Annotated in this window: 21 protein-coding genes; 13 read left to right on the forward strand and 8 right to left on the reverse strand. The window is 68.3% G+C overall.

Features of this window, described 5'->3' with window-relative positions:
• Positions 1 to 22: 22 nt before the first annotated feature.
• The 9 genes from ubiE (at position 23) to H610_RS0102555 (ending at position 6,039) form a co-directional block, all read left to right on the forward strand.
• Positions 23 to 793 (forward strand): bifunctional demethylmenaquinone methyltransferase/2-methoxy-6-polyprenyl-1,4-benzoquinol methylase UbiE, encoded by a 771-nt coding sequence (gene ubiE, locus H610_RS0102515; RefSeq protein ID WP_028238215.1) that lies wholly within the window; start codon positions 23 to 25, stop codon positions 791 to 793.
• Positions 793 to 1,416 carry a ubiquinone biosynthesis accessory factor UbiJ gene (locus H610_RS0102520; RefSeq protein WP_028238216.1) on the forward strand — a complete coding sequence of 208 codons (624 nt, stop codon included), beginning with the start codon at positions 793 to 795 and terminating at the stop codon, positions 1,414 to 1,416. Before ubiE ends, H610_RS0102520 begins: the two co-directional genes overlap by 1 nt.
• Positions 1,413 to 3,023: a ubiquinone biosynthesis regulatory protein kinase UbiB gene (gene ubiB, locus H610_RS0102525; RefSeq protein WP_028238217.1), complete on the forward strand. Its 1,611-nt coding sequence runs from the start codon at positions 1,413 to 1,415 to the stop codon at positions 3,021 to 3,023. Before H610_RS0102520 ends, ubiB begins: the two co-directional genes overlap by 4 nt.
• Before the next feature lie 49 nt (positions 3,024 to 3,072).
• Positions 3,073 to 3,468 carry a phosphoribosyl-AMP cyclohydrolase gene (gene hisI / locus H610_RS0102530; RefSeq protein WP_028238218.1) on the forward strand — a complete coding sequence of 132 codons (396 nt, stop codon included), beginning with the start codon at positions 3,073 to 3,075 and terminating at the stop codon, positions 3,466 to 3,468.
• Complete coding sequence (locus H610_RS0102535) at positions 3,461 to 3,793, forward strand: phosphoribosyl-ATP diphosphatase (RefSeq protein WP_028238219.1); 333 nt, start codon at positions 3,461 to 3,463, stop codon at positions 3,791 to 3,793. Before hisI ends, H610_RS0102535 begins: the two co-directional genes overlap by 8 nt.
• Positions 3,794 to 3,813: 20 nt before the next feature.
• Entirely contained in the window at positions 3,814 to 4,044 is a 231-nt protein-coding gene (gene tatA / locus H610_RS0102540) for a twin-arginine translocase TatA/TatE family subunit (RefSeq protein ID WP_028238220.1), read from the forward strand.
• 119 nt (positions 4,045 to 4,163) lie between these two features.
• On the forward strand, positions 4,164 to 4,538 hold the full coding sequence (tatB, locus tag H610_RS0102545; protein ID WP_028238221.1) for a Sec-independent protein translocase protein TatB: 375 nt from the start codon (positions 4,164 to 4,166) through the stop codon (positions 4,536 to 4,538).
• Entirely contained in the window at positions 4,535 to 5,335 is an 801-nt protein-coding gene (tatC, locus tag H610_RS0102550; protein ID WP_028238222.1) for a twin-arginine translocase subunit TatC, read from the forward strand. Before tatB ends, tatC begins: the two co-directional genes overlap by 4 nt.
• Positions 5,332 to 6,039: a 16S rRNA (uracil(1498)-N(3))-methyltransferase gene (locus H610_RS0102555; RefSeq protein ID WP_028238223.1), complete on the forward strand. Its 708-nt coding sequence runs from the start codon at positions 5,332 to 5,334 to the stop codon at positions 6,037 to 6,039. The genes tatC and H610_RS0102555 overlap by 4 nt, the downstream gene beginning before the upstream one ends.
• Here H610_RS0102555 and H610_RS0102560 read toward each other — a convergent pair.
• A complete protein-coding gene (locus H610_RS0102560) occupies positions 6,036 to 6,614 on the reverse strand; it encodes a TetR/AcrR family transcriptional regulator (RefSeq protein ID WP_043237418.1) in 579 nt (192 codons plus the stop codon). The genes H610_RS0102555 and H610_RS0102560 overlap by 4 nt on opposite strands.
• Positions 6,615 to 6,680: 66 nt before the next feature.
• Here H610_RS0102560 and H610_RS23110 point away from each other — a divergent pair, with 66 nt between their 5' ends.
• The 3 genes from H610_RS23110 to H610_RS0102575 all read left to right on the forward strand — a co-directional run bounded on the left by H610_RS23110 (position 6,681) and on the right by H610_RS0102575 (position 8,073).
• Entirely contained in the window at positions 6,681 to 7,175 is a 495-nt protein-coding gene (locus H610_RS23110; protein WP_201768342.1) for a DoxX family protein, read from the forward strand.
• Positions 7,176 to 7,245: 70 nt separating this feature from the next.
• Complete coding sequence (locus H610_RS0102570; RefSeq protein ID WP_028238225.1) at positions 7,246 to 7,674, forward strand: UPF0158 family protein; 429 nt, start codon at positions 7,246 to 7,248, stop codon at positions 7,672 to 7,674.
• Between the two features lie 51 nt (positions 7,675 to 7,725).
• Positions 7,726 to 8,073: an MmcQ/YjbR family DNA-binding protein gene (locus H610_RS0102575; protein WP_028238226.1), complete on the forward strand. Its 348-nt coding sequence runs from the start codon at positions 7,726 to 7,728 to the stop codon at positions 8,071 to 8,073.
• Between the two features lie 4 nt (positions 8,074 to 8,077).
• On the opposite strand, the gene dtd is transcribed toward H610_RS0102575, so the two are convergent.
• The 7 genes from dtd to H610_RS0102610 all read right to left on the reverse strand — a co-directional run bounded on the left by dtd (position 8,078) and on the right by H610_RS0102610 (position 15,138).
• Positions 8,078 to 8,515: a D-aminoacyl-tRNA deacylase gene (dtd, locus tag H610_RS0102580; protein WP_028238227.1), complete on the reverse strand. Its 438-nt coding sequence runs from the start codon at positions 8,513 to 8,515 to the stop codon at positions 8,078 to 8,080.
• A complete protein-coding gene (pip, locus tag H610_RS0102585; RefSeq protein ID WP_028238228.1) occupies positions 8,515 to 9,486 on the reverse strand; it encodes a prolyl aminopeptidase in 972 nt (323 codons plus the stop codon). Before pip ends, dtd begins: the two co-directional genes overlap by 1 nt.
• 495 nt (positions 9,487 to 9,981) lie before the next feature.
• Complete coding sequence (locus H610_RS0102590; protein WP_408054988.1) at positions 9,982 to 10,542, reverse strand: lipocalin family protein; 561 nt, start codon at positions 10,540 to 10,542, stop codon at positions 9,982 to 9,984.
• 49 nt (positions 10,543 to 10,591) lie between these two features.
• Complete coding sequence (locus tag H610_RS0102595) at positions 10,592 to 10,846, reverse strand: hypothetical protein (protein ID WP_028238230.1); 255 nt, start codon at positions 10,844 to 10,846, stop codon at positions 10,592 to 10,594.
• A 93-nt stretch (positions 10,847 to 10,939) separates the two neighbouring features.
• Positions 10,940 to 11,542 carry a DUF924 family protein gene (locus H610_RS0102600; RefSeq protein ID WP_028238231.1) on the reverse strand — a complete coding sequence of 201 codons (603 nt, stop codon included), beginning with the start codon at positions 11,540 to 11,542 and terminating at the stop codon, positions 10,940 to 10,942.
• A 3-nt stretch (positions 11,543 to 11,545) separates the two neighbouring features.
• Positions 11,546 to 12,556, reverse strand: coding sequence for a class 1 fructose-bisphosphatase (locus tag H610_RS0102605; RefSeq protein ID WP_028238232.1), 1,011 nt, complete (start codon positions 12,554 to 12,556; stop codon positions 11,546 to 11,548).
• Positions 12,557 to 12,684: 128 nt separating this feature from the next.
• The gene (locus H610_RS0102610; RefSeq protein ID WP_028238233.1) at positions 12,685 to 15,138 is read right to left on the reverse strand and encodes a glycogen/starch/alpha-glucan phosphorylase; all 2,454 of its coding nucleotides are present in this window, start codon (positions 15,136 to 15,138) and stop codon (positions 12,685 to 12,687) included.
• Between the two features lie 202 nt (positions 15,139 to 15,340).
• Here H610_RS0102610 and H610_RS0102615 point away from each other — a divergent pair, with 202 nt between their 5' ends.
• Entirely contained in the window at positions 15,341 to 15,739 is a 399-nt protein-coding gene (locus H610_RS0102615; RefSeq protein ID WP_028238234.1) for a YkgJ family cysteine cluster protein, read from the forward strand.
• The last annotated feature ends 202 nt before the right edge of the window (positions 15,740 to 15,941 follow it).

Consider the following 15,941-nt stretch of genomic DNA (forward strand, 5'->3'; position numbering starts at 1 on the left):
ACATTCTTCCGGCGAAAGTGACATGACCGATCCCCGCAAAGAGCGTGACGCAGAACCGACCACCCATTTCGGCTACCAGAGCGTGCCGGAAAGCCAGAAGGCGCAGAAGGTGGCCGAGGTGTTCCACTCGGTGGCCGCCCGCTACGACCTGATGAACGATCTGATGTCCGGCGGCGTGCACCGGCTGTGGAAGCGTTTCACCATCGAGCTGTCCGGCGCCCGCCCGGGCAACCGGGTGCTCGACATCGCCGGCGGCACGGGCGACCTGACCCGCCAGTTCTCGCGCATCGTCGGCGCCACCGGCGAGGTGGTGCTGGCCGACATCAACGCCTCGATGCTCAAGGTGGGCCGCGACCGCCTGCTCGACAAGGGCGTGGCCGGCAACGTCAAGTTCGTCCAGGCCGACGCCGAGAAGCTGCCGTTTCCGGACAACCACTTCGACGTGGTGACCATCGCCTTCGGCCTGCGCAACGTCACCCACAAGGAAGACGCCATCCGCTCGATGCTGCGGGTGCTCAAGCCCGGCGGCCGGCTGCTGGTGCTGGAATTCTCCAAGCCGACCAACCCGCTGTTCTCCAGGGCCTACGATACCTACTCGTTCAGCCTGCTGCCGCTGATGGGCAAGCTGATCACCAACGACGCCGACAGCTACCGCTACCTCGCCGAGTCGATCCGCATGCACCCGGACCAGGAAACCCTCAAGGGGATGATGGTCGAGGCCGGCTTCGATCGCGTCACCTACCACAACATGACCGGCGGCGTGGTGGCGCTGCATCGGGGAATCAAGCCCTGATGCTGATCACCGCGCTGCTCGCCGCTGTCGAGCGCGGCATCAACCGCGTGCTGCAGCTCGACCCTACCGCCCTGGCGCGGCTCGGCCGCCTCGGCGGCCAGCTCATCGAGGTGCAGTGCAGCGCGCCGGACTGGCGTCTGTTCGTCATGGCCGACGAGCAGGGCCTGCGCCTGGCCGCGCACTGGGAAGGGGCGCCGGACTGCCGTCTGCGGGCACCGGCGTCGAGCCTGTTGCGCCTGGCGCTGGCGGCGAACAAGACCGAGGTGCTGCACGAGCCGCAGGTGCAGCTCGAGGGCGACACCGCGCCGCTGATGACGCTCGCCGAGGTGCTGCAGGACCTGGAGCTCGATTGGGAATACGAGCTGTCTCGCTGGCTCGGCCCGGTCGCCACCCAGCTGCTCGGCAGCGGCCTGCGCGGCTCGACGCGCTGGGCCAGACAGAGCGCCGACAGCCTGCGCCAGGACCTGGCCGACTACCTCAGCGAGGAAAGCCGCGCGCTGGTCGGGCGCGAAGAAGCCGAAGCCCGGTTCGAAGAACTGGACGACCTGAAGATCCGCCTCGATCGCCTCGAAGCGCGCCTCGCGCGCCTGGCCGCGGCGCCGGAGCCGCGTGACCCAGAATGAAGCTGTTCGCCGCCACTCGCCGCCTGTTCCGCATCCTCCTGGTGGTGATCCGCTATCGCCTGGATGACATCGTCTACGAATTGCCGATGCCCTGGTGGCTGCGCGCCAGCGGGCTGCTGCTGCCCTGGCGCTGGATTCCCCGGCCACGCCCGCGGCTGAGCCGCGGCGCGCGCGTGCGCCTGGCGCTGGAGGGCCTGGGGCCGATCTTCATCAAGTTCGGCCAGTTACTGTCCACCCGCCGCGACCTGATGCCGCCGGACATAGCCGACGAACTGGCGCTGCTGCAGGATCGCGTGCCGCCGTTCGGCTCGGACAAGGCCAAGGCGCTGATCGAGGCGCAGCTCGGCGCCCGCGTCGAGGCGATCTTCGCCCGCTTCGACGAGAAGCCGCTGGCCTCGGCCTCGGTCGCCCAGGTCCACGCGGCCCGCCTGAAGACCGGTGAGGAAGTGGTGGTCAAGGTGATCCGCCCGGGCCTCAAGCCGATCATCGCCCAGGACATCGCCTGGCTGTTCCTGCTCGCCAAGACCGCCGAGCGCGCCTCCGCCGAGGCCCGCCGCCTGCACCTGGTCGAGGTGGTCGACGACTACGCGCGGACCATCTACGACGAACTCGACCTGCTGCGCGAGGCGGCCAACTCCAGTCAGCTCAAGCGCAACTTCCAGGACTCCACGCTGCTCTACGTGCCGCAGGTGTACTGGGACTACTGCCGGCCCAAGGTGCTGGTGATGGAGCGCATCTACGGCATCCCGGTGACCGACATGGCGGCGCTCGCCGCCCAGCGCACCGACATGAAGCTGCTCGCCGAGCGCGGCGTGGAGATTTTCTTCACCCAGGTGTTCCGCGACAGCTTCTTCCACGCCGACATGCACCCGGGGAACATCTTCGTCAGCACCGCACAGCCGTGGAACCCGCAGTACATCGCGGTCGATTGCGGGATCATCGGCAGCCTGACGCCCGAGGACCAGGACTACCTGGCGCGCAACCTCATGGCCTTCTTCAAGCGCGACTATCGCAAGGTCGCGCAGCTGCACATCGACTCCGGCTGGGTGCCGGCGGAAACCAAGGTCAACGAGTTCGAGGCGGCGATTCGCACCGTCTGCGAGCCGATCTTCGAGAAGCCGCTGAAGGACATTTCCTTCGGCCAGCTGCTGATCCGCCTGTTCCAGGTGGCGCGGCGCTTCAACATGGAAGTCCAGCCGCAGCTGGTGCTGCTGCAGAAGACCCTGCTCAACATCGAAGGGCTGGGCCGCGAGCTGTACCCGGAGCTGGACCTCTGGGCCACCGGCCAGCCCTACCTGGAGCGCTGGATGCGCGAGCGCATGAGCCCCAGGCAGCTGATCAAGAACGTGCACGCCCAGGTCGAGCAACTGCCGCACCTGGCCAACATGACCCGCGAGCTGCTCGAGCGCATGGCCCGCCCGCACGCCGACAACCCGCCGCCGCCCTGGCGCGAGCGGCACGACGGCTGGACCCTGCGTCTGGTCGGCGCGGCGCTGCTCGGCAGCGGCGCGACCCTGGCCGCCACCGCCGAGGCGATCCACGACCTGACCGCCTGGCCGGCCTGGGTGATGCTGCTGGCCGGCCTGTTCATCGTCGTGCGCCGATAGCCAGCGACCGACGCTGCTGGCACACTTGGCAGCCACTGGAGAGAGAACGATGAGCTGGCTGGACGAAATCAACTGGAACGCCGACGGCCTGGTCCCGGCGATCGCCCAGGACCACCGCACCGGGCGCATCCTGATGATGGCCTGGATGAACCGCGAGGCCCTGGCGTTGACGGTCGAGCAGCAGCGTGCCATCTACTGGTCACGCTCGCGTGGCAAGCTGTGGCGCAAGGGCGAGGAGTCCGGCCACGTGCAGCGGCTGCACGAGCTGCGGCTCGACTGCGACGCCGACGTGGTCGTCCTGCTGGTCGAGCAGATCGGCGGCATCGCCTGCCACACCGGGCGCGAGAGCTGCTTCTACCGCGTCTACGAGAATGGCGGCTGGAAGACCGTCGAGCCGGTCCTGAAGGACCCCAAGGCCATCTATGCGGAGCACAGCCATGAGTGACACCCTAGCCCGTCTGGCCGAGGTGCTGGAGGCACGCAAGGGCGCCGCGCCGGACTCGTCCTACGTGGCCAGCCTGTACCACAAGGGCCTGAACAAGATTCTGGAAAAGGTCGGCGAGGAGTCGGTGGAAACCATCCTCGCCGCCAAGGACGCCGCCACCAGTGGCCAGTGCGACGACCTGATCTACGAAACCGCCGACCTCTGGTTCCACAGCCTGGTCATGCTCGCCGCGCTCGGCCAGCATCCCCAGGCGGTGCTGGACGAACTGGAACGGCGCTTCGGCCTGTCCGGACACGCGGAAAAAGCCGCGCGTTCCCAATCCTGACGTTTACGGAGAGCACCACCATGGGTTTAGGCGGAATCAGCATCTGGCAGCTCCTGATCGTACTGCTGATCGTCGTCATGCTGTTCGGCACCAAGCGCCTCAAGGGCCTGGGTTCCGATCTCGGCGATGCGATCAAGGGCTTCCGCAAATCGATGGGCACCGAGGAAGACAAGCCTGCGGTGGAAGAGAAGCGCAGCCACACCATCGACGCCGAGCACCGCAAGGTCGAAGAGCCGGCACGCAAGGACTGAGCCTGTCGCGGTGCCACCCGCCCCAGCGACGCACCGCAGCGGAAAATCCCCTGGCCTGACGCCGCCCCGCGCCTGCCCGGCGCCGCGGCGCCAGCCCTGCCAATCGTGAGCACGCCCCGATGTTCGATGTCGGCTTTACCGAACTGCTGCTGGTCGGGCTCGTCGCCCTGCTGGTGCTCGGACCCGAGCGCCTGCCCGTCGCGGCGCGCACCGCGGGCCTGTGGATCGGCCGGATCAAGCGCAGTTTCAGCTCCATCAAGGCGGAGGTCGAGCGCGAGATCGGCGCCGACGAAATCCGCCGCCAGCTGCACAACGAACGCATCCTCGAGCTGGAGCGCGAGATGAACCAGAGCGTGATGCCGCCGAAGACCACCAGGCCGGCGGCCGACAGCGCGCCGGCCAGTCCGCCGGCCACGCCTTCGGCCAATCCGCCGGCGGCCCACCCGGCCGAACCCGCGTCCACTCCCCGCCCGGACCAGTCGCCCGACACATGAGCCAGCTGAATCAAGACGACCAGGAAATGCCGCTGGTCGCGCATCTGACCGAGTTGCGCAAGCGCATCCTGCGCTGCGTGATCGCCATCTTCATCCTGTTCGCCGGGCTGTTCTACTTCTCGCAGCAGATCTACGCGCTGGTCGCCGCGCCGCTGCGCGCCTACCTGCCGGAAGGCGCGACCATGATCGCCACCGGCGTGGCCTCGCCGTTCCTGACGCCGTTCAAGCTGACGCTGATGGTCGCGCTGTTCCTTTCGATGCCGATCATCCTGCACCAGATCTGGGGCTTCATCGCCCCGGGGCTGTACAAGCACGAGAAACGCATCGCGGTGCCGCTGCTGATCTCCAGCATCTTCCTGTTCTACGCCGGCATGGCCTTCGCCTATTTCGTGGTGTTCCCGATCATGTTCGGCTTCTTCGCCAGCGTGACGCCGGAGGGCGTGGCGATGATGACCGACATCGGCCAGTACCTGGATTTCGTGCTGACGCTGTTCTTCGCCTTCGGCGTGGCCTTCGAGATCCCGGTGGCGACCTTCCTGCTCATCTGGGTCGGCATCGTCGATGTCGCCGCGCTGCGCAAGGCACGGCCCTACGTGATCGTCGGCTGCTTCGTGGTCGGCATGGTGCTGACCCCGCCGGACGTGTTCTCCCAGGCGCTGCTGGCCATTCCCATGTGGCTGCTGTTCGAAGCCGGGGTGATTTGCGGCAGCCTGCTCGGCAAGCGCGAGCAGGAAGGCGAGGAAGACCAGGGGCCTGCCGAAGAGCACCACGACCAGCCGCCCGCACCACACCCGTGAACCTGCTGCTGCTCGAGGACGGCGACTTCGTCGAGGACGGCCTCGCGCTGCTGCGCGACCGCCGCCTGCGCCACATGCAGGATGTCCACCGCCTGGAAGCGGGCGACAGCCTGCGGGTCGGGCGGCTCGGCGGGCTGATCGGCGAAGGCCGGGTGCTTCGCCTGGAACCAGGCGAGGCCGAACTGGCGGTCACCTTCGACCGGCCGCCACCGGCCAAGCTGCCGGTCACCCTGCTGCTCGCCCTGCCGCGCCCGAAGATGCTGCGCCGCGTGCTGCAGACGGTCGCCGCCATGGGCGTACCGCGCCTGGTGCTGCTCAACAGCTACCGGGTGGAAAAGAGCTTCTGGCAGACGCCCTTCCTCGAACCCGCCGCGATCCGCGAGCAACTGCTGCTTGGCCTCGAACAGGCCCGTGATACGGTGCTGCCAGAGGTGATCGTAGAAAAGCGCTTCAAGCCCTTCGTCGAAGACCGGTTGCCGGCGCTGGCTGCGGGCACCCGCGGGCTGGTCGGCCACCCGGGCGACCACCCGGCCTGCCCACGCGCGCTGGACGAGCCGGTGACCCTGGCGATCGGCCCCGAGGGCGGCTGGATTCCCTACGAGGTGGAAAAGCTAGCCGCGGCAGGGCTGCACCCGGTGCAGCTCGGCGAACGCATCCTGCGGGTGGAGACGGCGGTCGCCGCGCTGCTGGCGCGGCTGTTCTAGCCGCGCAGTCCCTCGCCGAACAGCCGTGTCACCGCTTCGATCATCGTTCTCCGGCTGGATTCGTCCAGCGCGCCGAGTTGCTGCGCCAGCAGCAGGTGCGCCAGTCCATGCACCAGGCTCCAGGCGGCCGTCGCCACGACCTGCGGATCGCGCGACGGAGCAACCCGGCTGACGCCCGCCTCCAGCAGGTCATGCAAGCGCTTCGAGGCCTGCGCCAGATCGGGATGCCGTGCCTTGTCCAGCTCCGCGGAAAACATAAGGCCGAACCGGCCCGGCTGCTCCAGCGCGAACTCCACGTACAACCGGCCGAAATCCGCCAGGTCGGCGACCTGCCCGGCGCGCGCGCCGAGTTCGGCGAACCCCTCGGCCGCCAGCGCGGCCAGCAGGCTCTGGCGATCGGCGAAATGCCGATAGGGCGCGCTGTGCGAGACGCCGGCCCGGCGCGCCGCCTCACGCAGGCTGATCGCCCCCGCGCCCGATTCGACGAGCAGCGCGCCCGCGGCCTGCAGCAGCGTGGCCCGCAGATCGCCATGGTGGTAGCCGCGCGGCGGTTCTCCGGCACTTGATGTTGACATCGACAACATTCCCTCTATGTTGACACTGAAAACATTCTAGCGGACAGCCGCTCCGGGAGGTGCCCCATGTTGTTCGTCGCTCTGCTCGTCGTCTTCACCCTGCTGGCAGCCGGCACCGATCGCCTGGGCGTGCCTGGCCTGCCCGACTGGCGCGCGCGCATGCGCCTGGCCATGGTCCTGGCGTTGCTTCTGATCGGTGCCGACCACTGGCTCACGCCCGCGCGCTACCTGGCGATGATGCCCGGCTACCTGCCGCTGCACCGGCCGCTGGTGCTGTTCACTGGAGCCTGCGAGATCGCCGGCGCGCTCGGCCTGCTACTGCCGCGGACACGTCGGCTGGCCGCCACGATGCTGGCCCTGTATTTCGTCTGCGTATTCCCGGCGAACCTGCACAATGCGCTGCACGGGCTGGCGGTCGACGGCCTGCCACGCGCCCAGTGGTACTACTGGCTGCGGCTACCGTTCCAGCCGCTGATCATCGCCTGGGCACTATATGCAGGCGGCCTGCTGAATCCCCGCGGCCGGTGCGAAGAGCCGGCCGCGCTGCGCGCGGCTGGATGAAAGGCGGGCACCGGCCCGCGCCGTCCGGGGTCACAAGGAGACGTTGCACACACCGGACCCAGCAAGCACCATGCGCCCACTGACCATCGACCTCGACCGTCTCGAATACGCGCTCGACAGCCGCGACGCCGCCGAGTACTACCTCGACCAGGAAACCGGGGAGATCCATGCGGTCTTCCCCGGCGACCCCGCGCCCGGGGCCGAGGACAAGTACGACGTCCAGCCCGACCGCTACCTGCATATCGAACGCCTGGACCTGGCCCAGTCGCTGGCGATGCGCGAGGCCTTCCTGTTCACCATCCACGATCCGGACGCGCACGTGGCGCACGCCGTACTGAGCGACGCGCTGTCCGGGCGCAGGCCGCTGCGCACCTTCGACTTCAAGCTTGAGGACTTTCCGCGCATCCGCGAACGTTGGCTGCGCTACCAGGCCACCCAGCTGCGCGAATACGCCATCACCTGGCTGCACGACAAGGGACTCGAACCGGCGCACCGCTGAGCCGGCCATACGGCTAGGCTGCCAGCTTTTCAGGACCACGGAAAAGCGGCGATGACCGTCGACCAGATCGAGCGTTTCTGCCTGCAACTGCCGGGCGCGCACAAGCGCGTGCAGTGGGGCGGCGTGCACGTCTTCTCGGTGGGCGAGCGCAAGATGTTCGCCACCCTACACCTGTCCGGCGGCGGCGCGCTGGCGTTCAAGGTCGACGACGATGCCTTTCTCGGTTTCTGCGATCGCCCGGGATTCCGGCCGGCGCCTTATCTCGCGCGGGCGCGCTGGGTCAGCCTGGACGACCCCGGCGTCGTCGCCGCAGCAGAGCTGCGGGAGCTGCTGATGCGCTCGCACCAGCTGGTGGTGGCCCGTCTGCCGAAGCGGCAGCGGCTCGGGCTGCTGCTCTGAGCGCTCAGGTCTCCAGCAGGAAGGTGACCGGGCCGTCGTTCTGCAGGTGCACCTGCATGTAGGCGCCGAAGCGCCCGCAGGCCACTTGCGGATGGCTGGCGCGCGCCCGCTCGACCAGGTAGTCGTAGAGCCGCTCGCCCTCGTCCGGCGGCGCGGCGGAGGAGAAGCTCGGGCGCATGCCGCTGCGCGTGTCGGCGGCGAGGGTGAACTGCGAGACCAGCAGCAGCCCCCCGGACACATCGGCCAGCGAGCGGTTCATGCGCCCCTCGTCGTCCGGGAACACCCGGTAGTTCAGCAGCCGGTGCAGCAGCTTGTCGGCTCGCGCCGCCTCGTCGCCACGCTCGACACCCACCAACACCAGCAGGCCCCGGTCGATCGCCCCTACCGTTTCGCCGTCGACCTCCACCCGCGCGTGCTGCACGCGCTGGATCAGCCCCTTCATCAGGCGTCCGCCGGCGGCAGGTCGAGCAGGCGGTGGGCGATCTCGTCGGCGGCGCGCACCAGCGCGTCGGTGATGCCCTGCTCCGAGGCCGAATGGCCGGCATCGCGGATGATCAGCAGCTCGCTGTTCGGCCAGGCGCCGTGCAGCGCCCAGGCGTTGTCCAGCGGACAGATGACGTCGTAGCGGCCATGCACGATGATCCCCGGCAGGTGGGCGATCTTCGGCATGTCGCGGATCAGCTGGTCCGGTTCGAGGAAGGCGTTGTTGACGAAGTAGTGGCACTCGATGCGGGCGATCGACAGTGCCCGGTGCGGCTCGGTGAAGCGCTCGACCACCTGGGTGTTCGGCCGCAGCGTGGCGGTGCGTCCTTCCCAGCATGACCAGGCCTTGGCCGCGCTCATCTGGGCGATCTGGTCGGTGCCGGTCAGGCGCCGGTAGAAGGCCTGCATCAGGTCGCCGCGTTCCTCGTGCGGGATGGGCGCGACGAAATCCTGCCAGTAGTCCGGGAACAGGCGGCTGGCGCCTTCCTGGTAGAACCAGTGGAAGTCCTGCGGGCGACACAGGAAGATGCCGCGCAGGATCAGCGCGTGCACCTGGTCCGGACAGGCCTGGGCGTAGGCCAGCGCCAGGGTCGAGCCCCAGGAGCCGCCGAACAGCACCCACTTGTCGATGCCCAGGTGCTCGCGGATGCGTTCCATGTCCTGGATCAGGTGCGCGGTGGTGTTGTTCTCCAGGCTGGCGTGCGGCATGGAGCGACCGCAGCCGCGCTGGTCGAAGGTGATGATCCGGTACACGGTGGGATCGAAGAAGCGCCGGCTCAGCGCATCGCAGCCGGCGCCCGGGCCACCGTGGACGAAAAGCACCGGCAGGCCGTCCGGAGTACCGCTTTCGTCGACATAGAGCACGTGCGGGTGTTCCACCGCCAGCTCATGCCGGGCGTAGGGCTTGATCTCCGGATGCAGGCTGTACATGGGTTGCGCTCCCGATTTCGCTGCGTGGCAAGACGTGATGGCCAGGGTTGCGGGCCATGATAGCGGGGAATGGGAGCTTAGGCATGCCGCTCGGAGATTGGCGGCGATCGAGGGTTGCCCGGGCGCCTGGCGAGGCCTGGCGCCCGGTTGAAATCACGCGCGCGAAAACACGCCCATGCCCCATGGGAGGCCCGCCCTCGAGGCGATGTTCTTTTGCGGTCTTGACGCAGACCAGCCCTACGGCCCATTCGCGGCCGAGGCCGCTCCCACGAAGAGCGAGCCCGGGGCCTTGGCTCCCGGATGTCGCCGCGAGGGCGGCAAAGGGTGGGCGTAGGGTGGGCTTCAGCCCACCAATACAGGCCAACACCGGAGCGCACGACATGGTGGGCTCAAGCCCACCCTACGCGGAACGCCGCCCGGCCCACTCTACGGGGCCGCCTGCAGTCTCACAGCCGTCCCCGCGCGAGGCGGCAGAACGTAGGGCGGGCCGCGGCCTCAATCGCCCGGCACCTCGGCGCGCCAGATCAGCTTGCCGACGTCGTAGCCGCGCTCGTGGGCCAGCGACAGCAGGCGTGCCTGGGTCTGCGCGGAGACTTCCGGCGTGCGCGACAGCAGCCACAGGTAGTCGCGGCTGGGGTGGCCGACCAGCGCTGTCTGGTAGTCGTCGTCCACGTAGAGCACCCAGTATTCGCCGCGGGTCAGGCGCGGCATCAGGCGGCTGAACCAGTTGTCGAAACGCACCCAGAGCTTGTCGGTCTCACCGGCCACCTGCGGCCAGGCCTCGCCGGTGGCCGCCTCCCAACTACCGTCCAGAGTACGGCAGCGGTTCACCACGGCGAGCCGGCCGTCCTCGCGCAGGCGGTAGTCGGCCTGCGACTGCACGCACTTGCGCTGGAAGAACATCGGCAGCCGCGCCAGCTCGTACCAGGTGCCCTGGTAGCGCTCGAGGTCGACATGGCCGACGGTGAGCGGCGGAATGTCCGGCGAGCTGGCGCAGGCGGCGAGCAGTAGCAGCATCCCTCCGGCAAGCACGGTGCGCATGGCCTCTCCCCGCAGGCCGTGCATGTCCGGACCGCCAGAGCGGCGCCGGTGCGGACGTGGCCTGCTACTTCAGTCCCTTTCCGGAGAACATCATCACCTTGTCGCCGGCGAACTGAATGCTGATGAATTGTTCCTTGTCGCCCCACAGGCAGCTGGACATGCCCAGCGCGCCGGCGCACTCGCTCGGCTTGCCGAGCAGACGCTCGACCTCGGCGCGCGGCATGCCGGCCTCCAGCCTGGCGAAATTGTCCTGGGTCACGGGGCTGCAGGCGCCGAGCAGCAGCGCGCAGGCGATCAGGGCGGGGAGTCGTGAAGACATGAAGGCTCCTGGCACTGAAGGGTGGCGAGATCGCCCCGATACCCATCAGGCTTTAGTGGTGTTCCGTTGGCAGAGGTTCCGTGCGCGGTTTCGCTAGAAGCGCGAACCGGGCTCTTCGAGGAAGGCGCGCTCGGCGTCGCTCGAAGCGCGGCCAAGGATCGCATTGCGGTGCGGAAAACGCCCGAAGCGGGCGATCACATTGCGATGACGTTCCGCATAGTCGAGGAAGCCTTCGAACAGCGGCCGCTCGGCCTCGCCCGCCAGGTCGCACAGCTGCCGGAAATACGCCACCGCCTGCTCCTGCGCCGGCAGCTGCTCGGCGTGCTCGAGCACCAGGTAGACGAACACCCGCTGGATCGGCGCGAGGAAGACGTCGCCGCCCTGCGCCAGGCCGTCGCGCACCAGTTGCTGAGCCCGTTCGTCACCGGCGAAGGCGCGCGGCGTGCCGCGATGAATCATGCGCGGCAACTGGTCGAGCAGCAGGATCAGGGCGAGCCAGCCGGCCGGCGTTTCGCTCCATTCCTGCAGGCCGCCGGCGAGCGCCCGCTCGGTCAGCTCGCCGAAGCGCTGGCGCGCCTGCTCGTCCTGCTCGGGGCGATAGCCGAACCACAGGCGCTGCTTCTCGGCGGCGATCTCGGGCGCCGCGGCGGCGTCGCCGAACCACCAGTCCAGCAACGGCTGCCAGGGCGCCTGCATCGGTCAGCTCCGGTGGTAGCCGGTGACCCGCTCGACCTCTTCCTTGGAGCCGAGGAACACCGCGACCCGCTCGTGCAACGCCTGCGGCTGCAGGTCGAGGATGCGCTCGTGTCCGTTGGTGGCGGCGCCGCCGGCCTGCTCGATGATCATCGACATCGGGTTGGCCTCGTACATCAGCCGCAGCTTGCCGGGCTTGCCCGGCTCGCGGGCGTCGCGCGGGTACATGAAGATGCCGCCGCGGGTGAGGATGCGGTGCACGTCGGCCACCATCGAGGCGATCCAGCGCATGTTGTAGTTCTTGCCCAGCGGCCCTTCCTGGCCGGCCAGCAGCTCTTCGACGTAGCGCTTGACCGGCGCCTCCCAGTGGCGCTGGTTGGACATGTTGATGGCGAACTCGGCGGTGCGCTCCGGGACCCGGATGTCGTCGTGGGTGAGTACGAAGCTGCCCAGCTCGCGGTCGAGGGTGAAGCCCTTGACGCCGTTGCCCAGGGTCAGCACCAGCATGGTCTGCGGGCCGTAGATGGCATAGCCGGCGGCGACCTGGCGGGTGCCGGGCTGGAGGAAGGCGTCCTCGCCGAGCATGTCGTTCTGGCTGAAGCACTCGCCGGGGCAGCGCAGCACCGAGAAGATGGTGCCGACCGAGACGTTGACGTCGATGTTCGAAGAGCCGTCCAGCGGGTCGAACATCAGCAGGTAGGCGCCCTTGGGGTACTGCCCGGGAATCTGATAGGCCTTGTCCATCTCCTCGGAGGCCATGCCGGCCAGGGTCCCACCCCATTCGTTGGCTTCCAGCAGGATCTCGTTGGACATCACGTCCAGCTTCTTCTGCACTTCGCCCTGCACGTTCTCGGTCTCCATGCTGCCGAGCACGCCGCCGAGGGCGCCCTTGGAAACCGCATGGCTGATCGCCTTGCAGGCCCGCGCCACGACCTCGACCAGGAAACGCAGGTCCGCCGGCGTGTTATGGCTGCGGGTCTGCTCGATGAGGTAGCGGCTCAGGGTCGTACGTGACATGGAAAGGCTCCAGAGGTGGGAAAACCGGCGCAGTGTAGCGCGCCGGCCGGGCAATATCTCCCCTGAGACCGGGCGGTCGGGCCCTGAGTTCAGCGGCGGATGGCAGATCGCATCCGTCGCCGCCCGCGTCACTTGTCGTCGAGCACCTTCCAGATCTCGCCGGCGTACTGGCGGATGGTGCGGTCCGAGGAGAACCAGCCGGTGCGCGCGGTGTTGAGCACCGCCGAGCGCCACCAGCGCGCCGGGTCGCGCCAGCGCGCCTCCACCTCCAGCTGCGCCTGCCAGTAGGCCTCGAAATCGGCGCAGACGAAGAAGGTGTCGTGCCACTTCAGGCCGTCGATCAGGCCGGTGTAGCGTCCCGGGTCATCAGAGGAAAAGGCACCGTTGCGGATCGCCTCGAGTACCTCGTTCAGCCGCGGCGACTCGATGGCGATGGCTTCGGCGTTGTATTCCCCGGCCCGCTTGCGCGCCTCCACCTGCTGGGCGGTGAGGCCGAAGATGAACATGTGTTCCAGGCCGATCTGCTCGCTCATCTCGACATTGGCGCCGTCCAGCGTGCCGATGGTCAGCGCGCCGTTGAGGGCGAACTTCATGTTGCTGGTGCCGGAGGCCTCCAGGCCGGCGGTGGAGATCTGTTCCGAAAGGTCCGCCGCCGGGATGATCTGCTCGGCCAGGCTGACGTTGTAGTTCGGCAGGAACACCACCTTGAGCAGGCCGCGCACGGTGGGGTCGTCGTTGACCGTGCGGGCGATATCGTTGGCCAGCTTGATGATCAGCTTGGCCTGGTGATAGCTGGCCGCCGCCTTGCCGGCGAGGATCTTCACCCGCGGCACCCAGGGCGCGCCCGGGTCGTTGCGGATCGCGTGGTACAGCGCCACGGTGTGCAGCAGGTTGAGCAGCTGGCGCTTGTATTCGTGGATGCGCTTGACCTGCACGTCGAACAGCGCGTTGGGGTCGACCGTGACGCCGACTCGCTCCCGGATCAGCCGCGCCAGCACGCGCTTGTTCTCCAGCCGCTGCTCGGCGAAGCGACGGCGGAACTCGGCCTGCTCGGCGAACGGCTCCAGGCCGCGCAGCAGGCTCTCCGGCGAGTCGAGCACCGCTTCGCCGAGCGCCTCGACCACCAGCCCGGTCAGCTTCGGGTTGGCCTGGTACAGCCAGCGGCGGAAGGTGATGCCGTTGGTCTTGTTGTTGATGCGCTCCGGATACAGCCCGTACAGGTCGCGGAACACCGTCTTGCGCATCAGCTCGGTGTGCAGCGCCGAGACCCCGTTGATGCTGTGCGAGCCGAGGAACGCCAGGTTGCCCATGCGCACCCGGCGGCCGTGGTCTTCCTCGATCAGCGACACCGAGCGCAGCAGTTCGATGTTGTGGTTGTCCCTGGCCCGCAGCGAGTCGATGTGGTGGGCGTTGATCAGGTAGATGATCTGCATGTGCCGCGGCAGCAACCGCTCCATCAGGCCGACCGGCCAGGTCTCCAGCGCCTCGGGCAGCAGCGTGTGGTTGGTGTAGGACAGGGTGCCGACGGTCAGCTCCCAGGCCCGTTCCCACTCGTAGCCATGCACGTCCACCAGCAGGCGCATGAGCTCGGCGACGGCGATCGCCGGGTGGGTGTCGTTCAGCTGGATCGAGGCGAACTGCGGCAGGCTGTCCAGCGTGCCGCGCTGCTTGAGGTGCCGGCGCAGCAGGTCCTGCAGGGAGGCGGCGACGAAGAAGTATTCCTGGCGCAGGCGCAGTTCCTGGCCGGCCTCGGTGCTGTCGTTCGGGTAGAGCACCCGCGAGATGCTTTCGGCGCGCGCGCCCTCGGCAAAGGCGCCGATGTGGTCGCCGGCGTTGAAGCGCTCGAGGTGGAAATCCGCCTCGGCGCGGGCTCGCCACAGGCGCAGGGTGTTCACGCTGGCGCCGCGCCAGCCGACGATGGGCGTGTCGTAGGCGATCGAACGCACGCCTTCGGCCCAGTGCCAGAAATGCTTTTGCCGGCCATTCTCGTTCACCGCCGTCACGTGGCCGCCGAAGCCGATCAGGTAGCTCACCTCGGGCCGTTCGAACTCCCAGGGGTTGCCGAAGTCCAGCCAGGTCTCGGTCTGCTCGTGCTGCCAGCCGTCGACGATCACCTGGCGGAACAGCCCGTGCTCGTAGCGGATGCCGTAGCCGTGGGCGGCGATGCCGAGGGTCGACATGCTTTCCATGAAGCAGGCCGCCAGGCGCCCGAGGCCGCCGTTGCCGAGCGCGGCGTCCGGCTCCAGCGCACGGATGCGTTCGATGTCGACGTCCAGCTCGGCGAGCGCCTGGCGCGCCGTGTCGAGGATCCCGAGGTTGCTCAGGCTGTCGATCAGCAGGCGGCCGATGAGGAATTCCAGCGAGAGGTAGTAGACACGCTTCTGGCCTCCGCGATAGGACTGGCGGGTATGCTCCATCCAGTGGTCGATCACGTGATCGCGGGTGGCCAGGGCGATCGCCTCGAACCAGTCGTGATCGAAGGCATGCTCGGGGTCCTTGCCCACCGAGTAGGTGAGCTTCCTGAGCACGGCCTCGCGGAAGGCGGCGACATCATTGACGGAAACGGTGGGCTCCTGCGTCATCAGCGGACCTCTGGGCAGCGTGGAGACCGGGAGGCCATGGCGCGAGCGCGCACGCGCCTCCCACGAAGAATTGGACGGGCGAAGCTTTGCAGCTTTGCGAACGTCATGGGCGACCATTCGTCCGGGTTCCGACCGTCGAATGCACTGGTAATTCAGCCAGGGCTCGCTATGATCCGCGCCTTCGCCAACTGCCCTGCCCCCGATGAAGCGCCCCCTGATCGCCCCCGCCGACCCCGACCGCCTGGACACCTGGGCCCGCTACGCCAAGGGCCTGTGCCGCGACTGCCGCGCGACCTGCTGCAGCCTGCCGGTGGAAGTCGGCATCGAGGACCTGATCCGCCTGGAGCTGGCCGATCCCTTCGAGCGCGACGAGCCGCCGCGGCAGATCGCCCGCCGGCTGATGAAGGCCGGCGTGGTCGAGCACTTCAACCAGAAGCAGGCGCGTTTCACCCTGGCGCGCCACTCCAGCGGGGACTGCCTGTTCCTCGACCGCCAGACACGGCTGTGCACGGTCTATGCCAGGCGCCCGGACACCTGCCGCAATCATCCCCAGATCGGGCCGCGCCCCGGCTACTGCGCCTACCAGCCGAAAACTGGCTGACCCGAGGCCGTTCACTCGCCCCACGGCGAAATCATCAGCCCAATACCGGGCACGTTCCGTGGGAGCGGCCTTGGCCGCGAATGGGGAGTGGGGGCTCGTTCGCGGTCGAGATCGCTCCCACGGGTTCGTGTCCGTCGCCGCGGCGCCTTTCCCTTCTCCCCGCGGGAGAAGGTGGCCCGCAGGGCCGGATGAGGGAAAGTCC

The organism is Stutzerimonas azotifigens DSM 17556 (genome assembly GCF_000425625.1).
GTDB lineage: Bacteria > Pseudomonadota > Gammaproteobacteria > Pseudomonadales > Pseudomonadaceae > Stutzerimonas > Stutzerimonas azotifigens.